This window comes from Streptomyces sp. NBC_00122 (assembly GCF_045160845.1).
Classification (GTDB): Bacteria; Actinomycetota; Actinomycetes; order Streptomycetales; family Streptomycetaceae; genus Streptomyces.
The window spans coordinates 2,513,620-2,527,749 of sequence record NZ_CP108191.1; the positions used below are offsets into that span (position 1 = coordinate 2,513,620).

General features: G+C 73.5%; 16 protein-coding genes. 6 read left to right on the forward strand and 10 right to left on the reverse strand.

What is annotated here, in order from left to right; genetic code table 11:
- Nucleotides 1-11: 11 nt before the first annotated feature.
- From OG737_RS11770 to OG737_RS11800, 7 genes are all read right to left on the reverse strand, one after another.
- A complete protein-coding gene (locus tag OG737_RS11770; RefSeq protein ID WP_405921498.1) occupies nt 12-1,241 on the reverse strand; it encodes a glycosyltransferase in 1,230 nt (409 codons plus the stop codon).
- Entirely contained in the window at nt 1,238-2,014 is a 777-nt protein-coding gene (locus OG737_RS11775) for a polysaccharide deacetylase family protein (RefSeq protein WP_405679773.1), read from the reverse strand. The genes OG737_RS11770 and OG737_RS11775 overlap by 4 nt, the downstream gene beginning before the upstream one ends.
- The gene (locus OG737_RS11780; protein WP_328930309.1) at nt 2,004-3,743 is read right to left on the reverse strand and encodes a lipid II flippase MurJ; all 1,740 of its coding nucleotides are present in this window, start codon (nt 3,741-3,743) and stop codon (nt 2,004-2,006) included. Before OG737_RS11780 ends, OG737_RS11775 begins: the two co-directional genes overlap by 11 nt.
- A 251-nt stretch (nt 3,744-3,994) precedes the next feature.
- Complete coding sequence (locus tag OG737_RS11785) at nt 3,995-5,401, reverse strand: O-antigen ligase family protein (protein WP_328926140.1); 1,407 nt, start codon at nt 5,399-5,401, stop codon at nt 3,995-3,997.
- Nucleotides 5,401-6,903 carry an exopolysaccharide biosynthesis polyprenyl glycosylphosphotransferase gene (locus tag OG737_RS11790; protein ID WP_405679768.1) on the reverse strand — a complete coding sequence of 501 codons (1,503 nt, stop codon included), beginning with the start codon at nt 6,901-6,903 and terminating at the stop codon, nt 5,401-5,403. The genes OG737_RS11785 and OG737_RS11790 overlap by 1 nt, the downstream gene beginning before the upstream one ends.
- Nucleotides 6,900-8,087: a glycosyltransferase family 4 protein gene (locus OG737_RS11795; protein ID WP_328926141.1), complete on the reverse strand. Its 1,188-nt coding sequence runs from the start codon at nt 8,085-8,087 to the stop codon at nt 6,900-6,902. The genes OG737_RS11790 and OG737_RS11795 overlap by 4 nt, the downstream gene beginning before the upstream one ends.
- Nucleotides 8,088-8,107: 20 nt before the next feature.
- Nucleotides 8,108-9,283 (reverse strand): DUF3344 domain-containing protein, encoded by a 1,176-nt coding sequence (locus OG737_RS11800; RefSeq protein WP_405921499.1) that lies wholly within the window; start codon nt 9,281-9,283, stop codon nt 8,108-8,110.
- Nucleotides 9,284-9,385: 102 nt separating this feature from the next.
- Here OG737_RS11800 and OG737_RS11805 point away from each other — a divergent pair, with 102 nt between their 5' ends.
- The 4 genes from OG737_RS11805 to OG737_RS11820 all read left to right on the forward strand — a co-directional run bounded on the left by OG737_RS11805 (nt 9,386) and on the right by OG737_RS11820 (nt 11,890).
- Entirely contained in the window at nt 9,386-9,637 is a 252-nt protein-coding gene (locus tag OG737_RS11805) for a chaplin (protein ID WP_328926143.1), read from the forward strand.
- Nucleotides 9,638-9,755: 118 nt separating this feature from the next.
- Nucleotides 9,756-10,166 (forward strand): rodlin, encoded by a 411-nt coding sequence (locus tag OG737_RS11810; protein ID WP_328926144.1) that lies wholly within the window; start codon nt 9,756-9,758, stop codon nt 10,164-10,166.
- Between the two features lie 238 nt (nt 10,167-10,404).
- The gene (locus tag OG737_RS11815; RefSeq protein WP_328926145.1) at nt 10,405-10,638 is read left to right on the forward strand and encodes a chaplin; all 234 of its coding nucleotides are present in this window, start codon (nt 10,405-10,407) and stop codon (nt 10,636-10,638) included.
- Nucleotides 10,639-10,759: 121 nt separating this feature from the next.
- A complete protein-coding gene (locus tag OG737_RS11820; RefSeq protein WP_405921500.1) occupies nt 10,760-11,890 on the forward strand; it encodes a chaplin in 1,131 nt (376 codons plus the stop codon).
- Between the two features lie 6 nt (nt 11,891-11,896).
- Here the strand turns inward: OG737_RS11820 and OG737_RS11825 are convergent, their stop codons facing one another.
- Entirely contained in the window at nt 11,897-12,094 is a 198-nt protein-coding gene (locus tag OG737_RS11825) for a hypothetical protein (protein ID WP_328926147.1), read from the reverse strand.
- Here OG737_RS11825 and OG737_RS11830 point away from each other — a divergent pair.
- Entirely contained in the window at nt 12,084-12,428 is a 345-nt protein-coding gene (locus tag OG737_RS11830) for a hypothetical protein (protein ID WP_328926148.1), read from the forward strand. The two genes, OG737_RS11825 and OG737_RS11830, sit on opposite strands and share 11 nt — an antisense overlap.
- A gap of 70 nt (nt 12,429-12,498) precedes the next feature.
- Here the strand turns inward: OG737_RS11830 and OG737_RS11835 are convergent, their stop codons facing one another.
- Complete coding sequence (locus OG737_RS11835) at nt 12,499-12,738, reverse strand: chaplin (RefSeq protein WP_328926149.1); 240 nt, start codon at nt 12,736-12,738, stop codon at nt 12,499-12,501.
- 144 nt (nt 12,739-12,882) lie between these two features.
- Complete coding sequence (locus tag OG737_RS11840) at nt 12,883-13,362, reverse strand: hypothetical protein (protein WP_405921501.1); 480 nt, start codon at nt 13,360-13,362, stop codon at nt 12,883-12,885.
- Between the two features lie 272 nt (nt 13,363-13,634).
- On the opposite strand from OG737_RS11840, the gene OG737_RS11845 reads away from it, so the two are divergent.
- Nucleotides 13,635-14,045 carry a rodlin gene (locus OG737_RS11845; RefSeq protein WP_328926151.1) on the forward strand — a complete coding sequence of 137 codons (411 nt, stop codon included), beginning with the start codon at nt 13,635-13,637 and terminating at the stop codon, nt 14,043-14,045.
- The last annotated feature ends 85 nt before the right edge of the window (nt 14,046-14,130 follow it).

The window sequence follows — 14,130 nt, forward strand, 5'->3', positions numbered from 1 at the left end:
GGGGGTAGGGATCAACGGGCGCCGGCGCCGCGCCTCTCGGCGGCAGCCCGGGGAGCGTGCGGCGCGGGGTCCGGGGCGGAGCCCCGGGGGGCCCGGGCGGAGCCCGGCACCGGAGCGGCCGAAAGGGCGAGGTCGTACACGTCCAGCAGCTGCCGCGCGCTGCGCGCGATGTCGTAGCGCCGGACCACCGGCGGCGCGGGCAGCCGGCGCGCGCCCGCCTCCATGTGCCCGCGCAGCGCCGCGACCAGCTCCTCCGTGCCGGTTCCGATCCGCCGGGCCCCGGGGGCCTGCGCGGCGGGCAGGTCGTCGATGGCGGGGCAGGTCACGTGCAGCACCGGCAGCCCGGCGGCCAGCGCCTCCACCACCGCCAGGCCGAAGGCCTCCTCCCGCGACGGCGAGACGAAGACGTCCATGGCGGCCAGCAGCGCCGGGATCCCCGGGGTGCGGCCGTCCGCGCTGTCGCCCAGCGGGTCCCGCTCGCCCAGCAGGTGGATCCGGCTCTGCGCGCCGAGCTCGGCGGCGAGCGTGCGCAGGGCGGCGCGCTCGGGCCCGTCCCCGGCCAGCAGCAGGTGCGCCCCCGGCAGCGCGGCCACGGCCCGCACCAGGACGTCGAACCGCTTGCCCGGCACCAGCCGGCCGACCCCGCCGACCACGAAGGCCCGCTCCGGCAGCCCGGTCCGGGCCCGGGCGGCCAGCCGTACGCCCTCGTCGAAGCGGAAACGGACGGCCTCGATCCCGTTCGGCACGACGTGCACCCGCTCGGCCGGCACGCCCCACGCCTCCAGCCGGGCGGCCACGGTGTCCGAGACGGCCACGGTCGCCGCCCCCAGCCGCTCACTGGCCAGGTACAGGGCGCGCACCCCGCCCGACAGCGGCCTTCCCTCGATCTCGCCCTCGCCGAGGGAGTGTTCGGTGGCCACGGTCGCCCCGGCGCCCGCGAGCCGGGCCGCGAGGCGCCCGTACAGGCAGGCCCGGTACAGGTGGGTGTGCACCAGGTCGTACCGGCCGCGCCGGATGAACCTCACCAGCCGCGGCAGCGCCCCCAGGTCCCGGTTGCCCCGCATCCCCAGGTGCACGACCCGGACCCCGTCGGCGCGCAGCCCCTCGGCCACCGGACCGGGGTTGGTCAGCGTCAGTACGTCGCAGCGCATCGGCATGTGCCGCAGCAGCAGCCGCAGTTGCTGCTCGGCGCCGCCGACCCCGAGCCCGGTGATGACGTGCAGGGCCTTGAGGTCCTTCACCGCAGCACCGCCCGCCGCAGCTCCCGCACCTGGTGGCGCAGGTGCTTGACCCGCAGCCGCGCGCCTCCGTCGGCCTGGCTGATGTGCGTACGGGGCAGGGCGTACGGGCCTTCGAGCCGCCCGGGGTCGATGGCGCAGGCGTACCCGTACCCGGCGGCGCTGGTGGCGGCGACGACCCGGGCGTCGAGGTGCCCGTACGGGTAGCAGAACCCCTCGGGCAGGGTCCCGGTCAGCTCGCGCAGCAGGTCGCGGCTGCCCCGCAGCTCCTGCTGGAGCACGTCGTCGGGGGCCGCGGTGAGGTCCTGGTGGAGCAGCCCGTGGGAGCCGATCTCCTGCCCGGCCTCGGCGACCTCGCGGATGCCCTCGGCGGTGAGCAGGGACTTGCGGGGCCCCAGCGGGTCCCACACGTTGTCCACGCCGAGCCGCCCGGGCAGCACGAACAGGGTGGAGGTGCAGTCGTAGCGGCGCAGCAGCGGGAGCGCCTGGGTCAGGAAGTCGGTGTAACCGTCGTCGAAGGTCAGTCCGACCAGCCCGGCCGCGGTCCCGGCCGCCCGGGCCCGGAGCAGCTCGCCGACCGACACGCCGCGCAGGCCCCGGGAGCGCAGCCACTGCAGCTGGACCTCCAGGGCGCGGGGCGTGACGGTGATGCCGTACGGGTCCTCGGCGGGGTCGGTGAACTCGGCGACCGAGTGGTACATCAGGACCCACGGCGATGCGGTCCGGCGGGCGGGGACCACCACGGCGGCGGGCGCCGTGTCGGTGTCAGCGGACATTGCGGAACCTCTGCGTGAACTGGGAGGAGGACTGGGCGATCTGACCGGGCAGGGCAGTGATTTCGAGGGCGCGTATGGCCACGCCGGTGGCTCCGAACATGGCGGGGACCAGCAGGCAGCCGAGCGCGGCGCTGAGCATCGGGTCGGGAACCATGGGCCCGGCGATCCAGCCCGTGGCGCAGGCCGCTGCCGCCGACACCGCGAGCCGGGCGATGCTGACGGCGACCCGGCGGACGTGGATGGCGATGATCTGCGAGCCGAGGCCGGTGAGCAGCAGGACGGCGGTCGTGGTGATGCCGGCCGCGTTGGCCGCGGCGATGCCGTAGATGCCCCACCAGTCGACGGCGAAGGCTCCGGCCACGATGTTGACGAGCAGTCCGGCGCCCATCGCGAGCGCCGGGAACCAGGTGGGCCGGGCGGTCGAGAAGAAGGGCCGGGACAGTGCCCCGACGAGGCAGTGGCCGAGGAGTCCGAGTCCGTAGACCCGCATGACGGAAGCGGTGGCGAGGGTGTCCCGGTGGGTGAAGGCGCCGCGTTCGAAGAGGACCTGGATGATCTGAGGCGCGTAGCCGATGACGAGTGCGCTGCCCAGGAGGACGGCGAGGGCGGCGAGGGCGAGGTCCTGCTCGACCCGGCGCCGGGCCTTCTCGCGCTCGCCGTCGGCCATCGCCTGGGCGACGACGGGGAAGGTGACGGTGCAGATCATCAGGGAGAGCACCATCGGCATCTGTGCGACCTTCTGCGCGTAGTTGAGGTGCGAGATCGCCCCGGGTGGCAGGGAGGCGGCGAGGAACCGCTCGACGAGCACCTGCGACTGCCGGAAGACGGCGAAGAAGATCACGGGGGCGATGAGGCCGAAGGCGAGGAGGGTGGGGCGGTCGCGGTCGCGCTGGCTGCGCGGGGCGCCCTTGGCCCGGGGCGGGCCGAAGCCCACGTTGCGGATGAAGGAGGGCAGTTGGACGAGGACCATCAGCAGTCCGCCGGCGGCGACTCCGGCGGCGGCCGCCCGCACGCCCCACAGGGCGTGCAGCGCGACCATCGTGCCGATGATGCCGATGTTGTACGAGACGTAGATCGCGGCGGGCGGCACGAAGGACCGGTGTGCCCGCAGCGCCGCGCTGAAGTAGCCGGCGAGGCCGAAGGAGATCACGGTCAGGGCCGTCATACGGGTGCACTGGACGGCCAGTTCGGGGTCGGGCAGACCGGGCGCGAGCACGGAGACGACGAGCGGCGCGGCCACGACCAGTACGGAGGCCACGGCGGCCAGGAACACGGCGAGCCGCGGCAGGGTCGCCCCCACGAGCAGCCGTACGGGGTCCTGCGCGCGGGCCTCCTTGCGGGTGAGCCCGACCCGGATGGCCGCCCGCCGGGCCAGGGCCTGGCTGAAGGCGGGCACCATCAGCAGCGCCATGGCGTCCTCGATGAGCAGCGTCGAGGCCATCTCGGGCACGGTCCAGGCGATCAGGAAGGCGTCGCTGTCGTGCCCGGCGCCGAAGAGGTGCGCGATGGTCTGGTCCCGCACGAGCCCGAACACCGCCCCGGCGGCGGTCAGCCCGGCGGTGACGGCGGCGGCCTTGGCCAGGAACCGCCCCAGCGGCGCCGGTCCGCCGCCACCGGGGGCGGCGGGCGCCGCGGGCGCTCCGTCCGCGCGGCGGGCCCGGGCGCGCGAAGCGTCGGCGGTGGCGTAGGCCGCCACCCGCACGCCTGACCGCCCGGCGGCGCCGGGCATCGCTCCGGCGATGAAGCCGGGGTCCTTCGCCGCCGGACCCACCTCGGCCCGGGCCGCCTCACCCGGTCCGGACTCGTCGCCGGAGCCGGGCAGGACCGGGCCCCGGAGCGGCCCCGGGACCGGATCCGGCACACGGGCGGGGACGGCGGGGCCGCCCGGCACACGGGCGGGGACGGCGGGGCCGCCCGGCACACGGGCGGGGCCCGCCCCGGCCGGGGGGCCGGAGGCGGGCCGCCAAGGCGTGGTGTCCGTCACGTGCGGGCCGCAACCCGGGGGGCGCTGCCCCGCGAAACCGAACCGGAGACGGACCCGGCAGCCGAGGAGGCCCCACGCGGTGGACCGGCGTCCCCCGGGGAGGGCAGGGCCCACCAGGCGGCGAGCCCGATGATCACTCCGGTCAGGACGGTGGACGGCCCGCCGATGTCCGCGTAGAGGAAGTCGGTCAGCTGCCACACGAACAGTCCCGTGGCGATCAGCCCGCAGTCCCGCGTGCGCCCGCCGGAGGCGATCCGGCGCAGCCCCGCCACCAGCAGCGCCGCCCAGCCGCCCGCCAGCGCGACCAGCCCGGTCAGCCCTTGCTCGCTCAGGATCAGGAGGTACATGTTGTGCGGGGAGAGCAGCGGCTGGCGGAGGTACGCCTGCCCCGCGCCCGCGGTGTCGCTGCCGGAGGAAAGCCCCAGCGAGGAGTGTCCGTCGCGGTTGGCCGGGAAGCCCTTCAGCCCCACCCCCACCGCCGGCCGCTCCTGCCACATCGACTCGGCGGCGGCCCACATCGTGTAGCGGTCGGTCACCGACTGGTCGGGGGCGCTGGAGACCTGCGTGATGGAGGTCAGCCGCTCCGTGACCATCTCGGAGCCGACCCCGAGCCCGCCCACCAGGACCATGCCCGCCGCGGCGAGCGCGAGGAGTACCTTCAGCGCCCGCCGGATCCCGGCCAGCACCATCACCAGCACCGCCGCGCCGACGGTGGCGATCCACACGCCCCGGCTGAACGACAGCACCAGCGGCAGCACCAGCACCAGCGCCGCGCCCCCGGCGATGCGCCGGGTCCTTTGCGCCTGCCCCGGTGCCAGCGCGACGGCGGTCGCCACGACCAGCCCGTACGCCACCACGGTGGCCATGCCCATGACGTCGCCGGGGCCGAAGGTGCCCACGGCCCGGATGTCCTGGCCCTGGTAGGAGGCCCCGGTGTGGGTCGCGTACTGCACGACCCCCACCGCGCCCTGCACCAGCGCCAGGACCACGAAGCACCCGGCGGCGATCCGGAACTCCCGGGCGCCCTGCACCAGCAGCACCACGGCCGCCGGGACCAGCACGAACACCTGGAGGTAGCGCACGAAGCCGGGCAGGGCGGCGTGCGGGTCCCCCGCGGTCGTCGTCGCGACCGCGAGCCCGACGGCGGGCATCCCGAGCACGAGCACGCCCAGCGGGGTCAGCTCCCGCACCCGGCCGCGCAGCGCCTGCACCACGCAGGCGAACACCAGCAGCAGCGAGGCCGCATCGGCCGGACCGACCTTCCCGGAGGCGGCCGCGTCCCCCGCCGGGAGCGGGGCGAGCAGGAAGAGCACGGTCGCGGCGAGCGGCAGCAGCGGCCAGTGCCGCCGCACCAGGCCCGGCACGTCGGACCGTACACCGTTCAGGGTTACGGCAAGGCTCATCAGCTGCCCCCCAGCCGGAAGCGGAAGAAGGAGGCCGCGGTGCGGGCGAGGATCCACAGGTCCTGCCACAGCGACCAGGTGTCGATGTAGTGGTTGTCGAAGCGGGCCCGGTCCTCGATGGAGGTGTCCCCGCGCAGGCCGTTGATCTGGGCCAGCCCGGTGATGCCGACGGGCATCCGGTGCCGGGCCTCGTAGCCGGGGTGGACGGTGGAGAACTTGGCGACGAAGAACGGCCGTTCGGGCCGCGGGCCGACCAGGCTCATGTCACCGCGTACGACGTTCCACAGCTGCGGCAGCTCGTCCAGCGAGGACTTGCGCAGGAAGGAGCCGACCGGGCTCATCGCGCGGTCGCCCGCCACGGTCCAGCGGGTGGCGGACTCGTGCTCGTCGGCGCGCAGCGTACGGAACTTCAGCAGGGTGAAGGAGCGCCCGTAGAGGCCGACCCGCTCCTGCCGGAAGATCACCCCAGGCCCGTCCCAGACCCGTACGGCCAGCGCACAGGCCCCCATCACGGGCGCGGCGGCGACCAGGGCGAGCAGGGCGAGCACGGCGTCGAGGCCGCGCTTGGCCCAGCGCTCCAGCGGCCGCGCCGACCGGGGCAGCAGCGGCTGTACTGCGTACCCCCACAGCTGGTCGGCGGGGTCCGCCACCCGCATGCCGGTGATCTTGGCGGTGCCGGCCGGGTCGGCGAGCCAGAGCCGGCAGCCGTGGTCGTGGAAGAGGCGGACCAGGGAAGCGGTGCGTTCGTCGGCCTCGGGCGGGCGGCTGAACACCGCGTGCCGCACGGAGTTCTGGATGACGGCGCGCCGGACGTCCTCGTGGGTGGTGAGCACCGGCAGGGGTCCGGTGTCCCCCTCGGCTGCGCCGGTGTCGGCGAGCCCGACGGGGCGCAGCCCGTACTCGGGCCGGCCGTGCAGGGCGGCGGCCACCGCGCCCGCCGCCGCGCCGGGTCCGACGACGAGGACGGAGGCGGGCCGGCGAATGCGGGTGCGGCGGCGGAGCTGGTTGACGAACCCGCGCCCCGCGCACGCCAGTACGACCTGGAGGCACATGGCGGTGAGCAGCACGCTCCAGCCGAGGGCCCGGCCCGGGTCCACGGCGGCCACGACCGTGGCGACCGTGCACCACAGGACGGCGGACCGCCCGGCCACCACGGGCAGTTCGAGGAGGGCCGAGGGGGCGAGCCGCGGCCGGTACAGCCCGGCCTGCGCGTGCAGCGCGGCGAGCAGCACCGCGATCGGCGCGGCCGCCGGGGCCGGCAGGCCCGGTCCGGACAGCGACGCCACGGTGAGTACGGCGGCCAGCGCGTCCGCGGTGAGCAGCGGCAGCACCCCCGTCGTACTCCCGTGGCGGCGGTTCGGGCGTACCGCGGGCCGGGCCTGGCCGGCCCTGGGCCCGCGCGGGGGGTGGATGGCGGTCGCGGAACGGCGAACGGCGGTGACGCCGGCGGGCCCCTTGCCGCCCTGCCCGGTGTGCCGGGCGGGTGCGCTGTCCATCGTCATCGGCTGATGCGCTCCTGGTTCGAGGGCCGGGGCCTGCCCAGCAGTTCGTGGTACAGACCGGTGACCGCGTCCGTGGTCCGCCGCACGTCGAAGTCGGTCCGGGCGTGCTGCCGGGCCTGCTCCCCGAGTTCGGCGAGGAGCCGTGGGTCGGCGAGGAGCCGTCCCAGGGCCTTGGCCAGCGCCGTCGGGTCCTCCGGCGGCACCAGGCACAGGCGTCCCTGGCCGGGCGGCAGGCTCTCCCGGGCACCGCTGACGTCCGAGACCAGGACCGGGCGACCGCAGGCCATGGCTTCGAGCGGGGCGAGCGCCATGCCTTCCCACCGCGACGGCAGTACAACGAGATCGGCGGCCCGAAGCCACGGTCGGATGTCGGTGGCGGTGCCGGCGAAGAGCACTCCGGGCGGGGCGGTGCGGCGCAGCCGTTCGGTGTCGGGGCCGTCGCCGACGAGGGCGAGGCGGGCTCCTGGGACGGTGCCCAGCAGCTCCGGCCAGGCCCGCAGGAGGATGTCCTGCCCCTTCTGGGGGCAGAGCCGGCCCACGCAGACGGCGAGGGGACCGTCGCCGCGGAAGTCGGCTGGCAGCGCGAGCCCGGCGCGGGCCCGGGCCTTGTCCGGGCCGGGTTCGGGTCCGCCGGGGCGGAAGTGTTCCAGGTCCACGCCGTTGCGGATCACCGACCAGCGGGCGGTGACGCCCTCGGCCTCGCCGGCGCGGCGCTCGGCCTCGCTGACGCAGAGCACCCGGTCGGCCCAGCGTGCCCCGTACCTCTCCCAGCGCAGCGCGAGTGCGCCGGTGGCTCCGGTGACGGCGTCGAAGGACCAGGCGTGGGGCTGGAAGACGGTGGGCAGGGACCCGCGCGCGGCGAGCCGCCCGGCCAGCCCGGCCTTGGCGCTGTGGGCGTGCAGGAGGTCGGGCCGGACCCGGCGCAGGAGCCGCCGGACGCCGAGCACCTCGGCGGGCAGCCCGGGCCCGGGGGCCCGCCCTGCGTGCCAGGTGAGCACCTCGGCGCCGGCTTCCCGGGCGGTTTCGGCGAGCGTGCCGCCGGGCGGGCAGCCGACGACGGCGCGCAGGCCGGCGCGGGTCTGGGCGCGCACGAGGTCGGCGACGACCCGGGCGACACCGCCGTCTACGGGCTGGGCTAGATGGAGGACGGTCGTGGGCTTTGCCGCCCATGGCTGTGCGGGCACGGTGGAGTGGTCTCCTACGTTCAGCGGCGCGCGTCTGTCTGAACGAAGAGCACGCCGAGGAAATGACCCTGGCTTTCACCCGTGAACTTGAAACTCAGGCTGCGGGCCCCACCGGAGAGGGCGGGGGTCAGGTCGAACACGTCCGCGTCATAGCCGAGATTGTTCACATAATCGGGCTGCCGCACGAACGCTTGTTGTCCGAATTCCGTGATCGTGGAATTCATAACATCATTAAAGGGATTTTCGGCGTCACTGAGGGCGACGCGGCGGCCACTGTCGGCCGTCACGGTGAGTGAGTCTTCGAGGACGCCCCGGTCTCCGTCGTACGCGACCACCCCGACCTTCCCCGCGGTCCCGGGGGGCGCGTCCAGGCCGTCGAGCTCGACCAGCCCCTCGCCGGCGCGGGCGGCGAGTCCTTCGAAGCCGTCCCACAGCGAGATCCGGCGGACCGGCTGCTGCGGGTGCTCGTAGGCGACGACCAGCGTCCAGCCGCCCCAGGCACCCACCTCGGAGTGGCCCATGGCGATGTTGAGCTGGGCCACCGTCCACATGCCGGCGCCGCCCTTGCGGACCAGCGGGGTCACGTCGGCGGAGGCCTGGTAGGCGTCGCTGCCCGCGTCCGAGCGGTGGCCCATCATCGTGTCGGCGATGACCTCCTTGTACGCGCCGCCCGGCTCGGCGACCAGCACCCGGCCGTTGTCCTCCGGCGGCTTCTGCTCGCCCACCCGGAGGTTCCCGCCCCAGTACAGGCGGGCGTACGAGACCTTCGCGCCCTGCGGGACCTTGAGTTCGGCCCGGGTGGAGTTGTAGGTGTCCGGGTCCTTGTCGACCTCGCTGTAGAACATCTCGAAGTCGCCGTTGACCCCGGCCGCGCCCCGCTTCACGTCGGCGCACGGCTCGGCCTGCGGGGACTCCTCCCGGCGGCAGCTGATGCCGGAGTTGGAGGCCCGTACCAGCCCGCCGTGCTGCACGGCCTGGTAACGCTGGGTGAACGGGACCCGGGGTAGCTCTTTGGGAGCTGGGGCTTTGCGCGGTGGGATCGCCCCCGCCACCGGGACGTTCACGGAAAGGGCGAGGCAGGACAGCAGACCGAGCGTGCCGAGGATTCTGCGGGAGGAACCCATGACCCTGTCTCCATTTTCGATCAAGGGGACAAAACAGGAGTGAACTTTGTCAGAAATCGGGCTGGAAATCACGTCGGACTCGCTCGTACGGCCTTTTGGGCGATAGCACGCACCCTTGAAGCGGGCGGGTCGTTATGGGTTGCACCATCGTTCGAACCGAAAGGAAAAGCGGAGATGAAGAAGACGCTGATGCGCGGCACCACCCTGGCCTTCGCCGGCGCCGCCGTGCTGCTGGGCGGCGCGGGCCTCGCCTCCGCGCACGGCGGCGGCGCGACGGCGGACGGCATCGCGGCCGGATCCCCCGGCGTCGGGAGCGGCAACCTGCTCCAGATCCCCGTCGACGTCCCGGTGAACGTGTGCGGCAACACCGTCAACGTGATCGCCCTGCTGAGCCCCGCGTTCGGCAACACCTGCGTGAACGCCTGAGCGTCAACCGCGCCGCCCCAAACGGCGGCATCCGGGTGAAGCCACGCAACCCGAGCGGGGGCAGGGCCGTTGTTCCGGGTGCTCCAGTACCGGGCAATCCTGCAAAAAAGGGACGACAATGATCAAGAAGATGATGGCCACGGCAGCGGTTGCGGCCTCGGTCGTGGGCATGGGCGCCGCCATGGCGCCGCAGGCGATGGCCATCGGGAACGACAACGGCGTCAACACCGTCAACGGCAACGGCGCCGCGCAGATCTACGGAAACCAGGCCACCTACGGCAACATGAGCCCGCAGATGGCGCTGATCCAGGGCTCCTTCAACAAGCCCTGCATCGCCCTGCCCGCCAAGGCCAACGTGCAGTCCGTGCTCGCCCTGCTCAACGTCGGCGTCCAGGACATCCCGGTCCTGTCCAGCCCGCAGAACCAGCAGTGCACCGAGAACTCGACGCAGGCCAAGGGCGACGAGGCCCTCTCCCACATCCTGGACAACATCCCGATCCTCTCCGGCAACGTCTCCGCCGGCAGCTGACCGCGAACGTCCCTGCGAGGCCGTCGCACCTTCGGGTCGCGACGGCCTCGCCGCGTAAGAATCCGCCGCCCGGGATCCGGCTCCGCGAATAGTGACGCAAAATCCGGACCCCATGAATTCACCCGGACCATCGGGGTGAATTCCCGGCCGGCCGCCGGAATTACGCGGTTTCTTTTTCCCGGACCACTCGTTGTTATTTCTGCAGCGGATACGCCTCTGCGGGAAGGATCGAAATCAAATGAAGTACAAGAAGGCAGTGGTGCTGGCCGCCGGCGCTCTGATGGCCGTCGGCGCCGTCTCTCCCGCCATGGCCGACAGTGAAGCCGCAGGCAACGCCGTGGGCTCCCCCGGCGTCCTGTCCGGCAACAACGTCCAGGTGCCGATCAACATCCCGATCAACATCTGCGGCAACACCGTGAACGTCGCCGCGCTGCTGAACCCCGCGTTCGGCAACGTCTGCGTCAACCACTGACGCAACGCTTGCGCCCGCGAGGGCAAGCCTCCTCGGGGTGGCCCCGGAGTGCACGGCGGTGCACTCCGGGGCCGCCTCCGATTCAGCACCGGCAGCAGCGCCGGTAGACAGGGAAGGACCCATGCGACAGGTACTGAGCCGACAGGTACTGGGCAAGGGGATGCTCACGGCGGCGGCCGCGTCGAGTCTGCTGTCGATCGCGACCGGCGTGGCCTACGCACATTCCGGAGCGACGGCCGAGGCCTCGCATTCACCGGGTGTGCTGGCGGGCAACAGCGTCTCGGTACCGATCACCTTCGCGCCCAACGTGTGCGGCAACAGCGTGGACGGGGGTGCCGCGCTCAACCCCGCGATGGGGAACACCTGCGTCACCACGACCGGCTCGCACACCGGCGACGGCTACGACTACGGGCGCTACCTCAGCCCCGAGAACGCCGAGGCCTTCGACCGCTACCTCCACGAACGGGAAGGGGTGGGGCGGCACAGGGTGCCGGAGCAGCGCCAGGAGACGCCGCGGCACGAGACCCCGGCGCCGCGGCACGCGGCTCCCCGTCATGCTGCTCCCCGCCACGAGGAGCAGCGTGAGGAGGGCGGCTACGGCGGCCCGGAGGAAGAGCAGCACCAGGAGCAGCACGAGGAAGGGTGCGACCACCCCGAGTCCGCGCCGCCCCCCGCCCCGCCGGCGCACCGCGCGCCCCCCGCGGCCCCCGCACCCCCCGCACCCGACCGGCCGCACCCGATGCCCGAGCCGGTCGACGAGCACCCGGCTCCGCTCCCGGCCCCGGCGCCGGAGGAGCCCGCCCCGGTCGAGGAGGCGCCCCATCCGCTCCCCGCCCCCGTCGAGGAGGCCCCCCAGCCGCTCCCCGCCCCGGCGCCCGGACCCGGACCCGAGCCCGCCCCGGAGGCGCCGGCGCCGCTCCCGGCCCCGGTCGAGGAGGAGGCGCCCGTACCGCTGCCGGCTCCGGCCCCGGTCGAGGAAGCGCCCGCACCGCTTCCCGCCCCGGGCCCGGGCCCGGGCCCGGAGGCTCCCGCGCCCCGGCCACCGCACGGGAGCCAGCCGGTGGAGCTCCCGGCAGCTCCGGCTCCGGCTCCGGCCCCCGCTCCGGTTCCCGCACCGGCACCGGCACCGGCTCACGTCAGCTCGCCCGTGCTGGCCGCGACCGGCGCGGGTCAGCCCGCGGCCGCGGCGGCCCTCGCCACGGCGCTGATCCTGGGCGGCGCCATTCTGTACCGGCGGTCGCGCGAAGCCTGACCGGCATTACCGGTAATCAGAAGAAATATCGGCCGGAGAATCCTTGTCGGATTCTCCGGCCGCTGTCATGCCCTTGTTCCCAACCGCGTGCGCGCCGGCGTTTCCGTAGCGGCCGGGAATCGTTACCCAGGGCGAAAGCGGCGCGACGGTCGCCGCTGACGCCTCTGCACACGAAAAGAAGAGGATTTCGATAATGAAGCTCACGAAGGTCGCCGCTGTCGTCGTCGGCTCCGTCGCCGCCCTCGGCTCCTCCGCCACCGCTTTCGCGGCCGAGGCCCCGGCCGCGATGCCCATGAGCCTGACGAGCGGGGTGACCGCGGTGACCGAAGCCGTGAACCCCGTCTCCGAGTCGCTGCCGCAGACCCTGGGCAACGGACTGGCAGAGCAGGGCGAGAACGTCAACAAGGTCGTGGGCACCGTCCAGAGGGTCAACGAGGTCCGCAACAACGCGCCCGGCGAGGTGCTCGGCCTTGCGAACGGCGCCACCCAGGCGTCCCCGCTCCTGGGCGGCGTGAAGCTCAACGGCGGCGCGCACTGAGCGACACCGACACGACTGTGGGCGCCGCCGGCGAGGCCGGGGCGCCCACAGTCGGTTCGTGCAGCCGACGTCAGTCGTTGACGCAGACGTTGCCGAACGCCGGGTTCAGCGCGCCGATGATGCTCACGGAGTTACCGCAGACGTTGATCGGAACGTGGACCGGGACCTGGAGCAGGTTGCCCGAGAGGACACCGGGGGAGCCCACGGCCGCGCCCTCGGCCGACGAGTCGGCCATAGCGGAGCCGGCGGCACCGGCCGCAGCGAGACCAGCGGTGGCCAGGACCAGGGCAGCCTTCTTGGCAGAGTTCATGGGAAGTGCACCTTCTGTTCGATGTTCTGCCCCGATGCCGGGGCTCACACCGAGCGAAACGGTCCGCCTCCCCTGACGACACGGCCACGTCCGCGATCACACCTGTTCAGCTCAATAGTCGTAACCGCAGCACCGTCCGGACCGTTAAGGAAGATCGCTCAGCGGGTCCGGGATCGCCGGGACCTCGACGTCGGGGACCTCCGGCACGACCGGCGCCGCCGGATCCGGCAGCGTGGGCGGTTCGATCCCCGGGATCCCGGGGATCTCCACGCCCGGGATCGCCGGGAGCACCACGCCCGGGATCGCCGGGAGCACCACGCCCGGGATGGCCGGGAGATTGATGCCCGGGATCTCCGGCAGCTTGATCTCGGGGAGCTTGATCTCCGGGATCTTGATGTCCGGCAGGCTGACGCCCGGTGGCAGGAGGGCCTTGATGGCGTCGAGGATGCCCTTCACCAGGTCGTCGACGGGACCGGCCGCCGCCGCTCGCCGGGGGTGGGCGACTCCGTGGTCACTCTCCACGGCGCCCGCGGGGGCCGCCGCGCCGGAGAGTATGACGACGGCGAGGGCCGACGGGACGAGGAGACGGGCGCGGCGCGCACGGGCGGGCTTCATGGAGTGCATGGATGTTCCTCACTGGTGGTCGCGCGGATACGGACCTTGAGCGATCCGCTCCCTCACCCACCGTGCGAACACCTCACACGGAGCGCAACCGGAGATCCGGTGACTGCGGGCTTCGTACGGGCTTCGCGCAGGCGTCCGGGGGCCTCTCACCCGGGACGGGGAAAACCCCGCCGCCCGCAGGCCGTTTGAGTGAAGCAGCGGAACCAACCCCCTGGCAGGGCAGTTGACCAGGGCGCTCCATCAGCGGGCACTCGTGCGACAGAAGGAACAAGATGTTCAAGAAGTTCATGACCGCCGCCGCGGTCTCCGCCGTTGCGGTCGGCGCGGGCGCTGCCGCCGCGGCCCCGGCCATGGCCATCGGCAACGACAACGGGATCAACACCGTCAACGGCAACGGATCCCAGCAGATCTACGGCAACCAGAAGACCCACGGCGACCTGAGCCCGCAGCTCAGCCTGGTCCAGGGCACGCTGAACAAGCCCTGCATCGGTCTGCCGGCCAAGGTCAACGCCCAGTCGCTCATCGCCGCGCTCAACATCGGCGTCCAGGACATCAACGTCCTGTCGAACCCGCAGAACCAGCAGTGCACCGAGAACTCCACCCAGGCCAAGGGTGACGAGCCGCTCTCGCACATCCTGGACAACATCCCGATCCTCTCGGGCAACGCCTCCGTCGGCAGCTGATCGCCGGGCCCCGTGCCCGTGGAGCGATGCGTGACGCATAGAGGGCCCCGGCGGCGTCCAGCTGCCGGGGCCCTCGTGCGCGCCC

Excerpts from the sequence above, each read along its gene's own strand:
- OG737_RS11810 (WP_328926144.1), top strand. The coding sequence starts at position 9,756 with ATGATCAAGAAGATGATGGCCACGGCAGCGGTTGCGGCCTCGGTCGTG.
- OG737_RS11775 (WP_405679773.1), bottom strand. The coding sequence starts at position 2,014 with ATGTCCGCTGACACCGACACGGCGCCCGCCGCCGTGGTGGTCCCCGCC.
- OG737_RS11820 (WP_405921500.1), top strand. The coding sequence starts at position 10,760 with ATGCGACAGGTACTGAGCCGACAGGTACTGGGCAAGGGGATGCTCACG.
- OG737_RS11790 (WP_405679768.1), bottom strand. The coding sequence starts at position 6,903 with ATGACGATGGACAGCGCACCCGCCCGGCACACCGGGCAGGGCGGCAAG.
- OG737_RS11780 (WP_328930309.1), bottom strand. The coding sequence starts at position 3,743 with ATGCCCGGCGCCGCCGGGCGGTCAGGCGTGCGGGTGGCGGCCTACGCC.
- OG737_RS11840 (WP_405921501.1), bottom strand. The coding sequence starts at position 13,362 with ATGCACTCCATGAAGCCCGCCCGTGCGCGCCGCGCCCGTCTCCTCGTC.
- OG737_RS11830 (WP_328926148.1), top strand. The coding sequence starts at position 12,084 with ATGAAGCTCACGAAGGTCGCCGCTGTCGTCGTCGGCTCCGTCGCCGCC.
- OG737_RS11815 (WP_328926145.1), top strand. The coding sequence starts at position 10,405 with ATGAAGTACAAGAAGGCAGTGGTGCTGGCCGCCGGCGCTCTGATGGCC.
- OG737_RS11785 (WP_328926140.1), bottom strand. The coding sequence starts at position 5,401 with ATGAGCCTTGCCGTAACCCTGAACGGTGTACGGTCCGACGTGCCGGGC.
- OG737_RS11845 (WP_328926151.1), top strand. The coding sequence starts at position 13,635 with ATGTTCAAGAAGTTCATGACCGCCGCCGCGGTCTCCGCCGTTGCGGTC.
- OG737_RS11835 (WP_328926149.1), bottom strand. The coding sequence starts at position 12,738 with ATGAACTCTGCCAAGAAGGCTGCCCTGGTCCTGGCCACCGCTGGTCTC.
- OG737_RS11805 (WP_328926143.1), top strand. The coding sequence starts at position 9,386 with ATGAAGAAGACGCTGATGCGCGGCACCACCCTGGCCTTCGCCGGCGCC.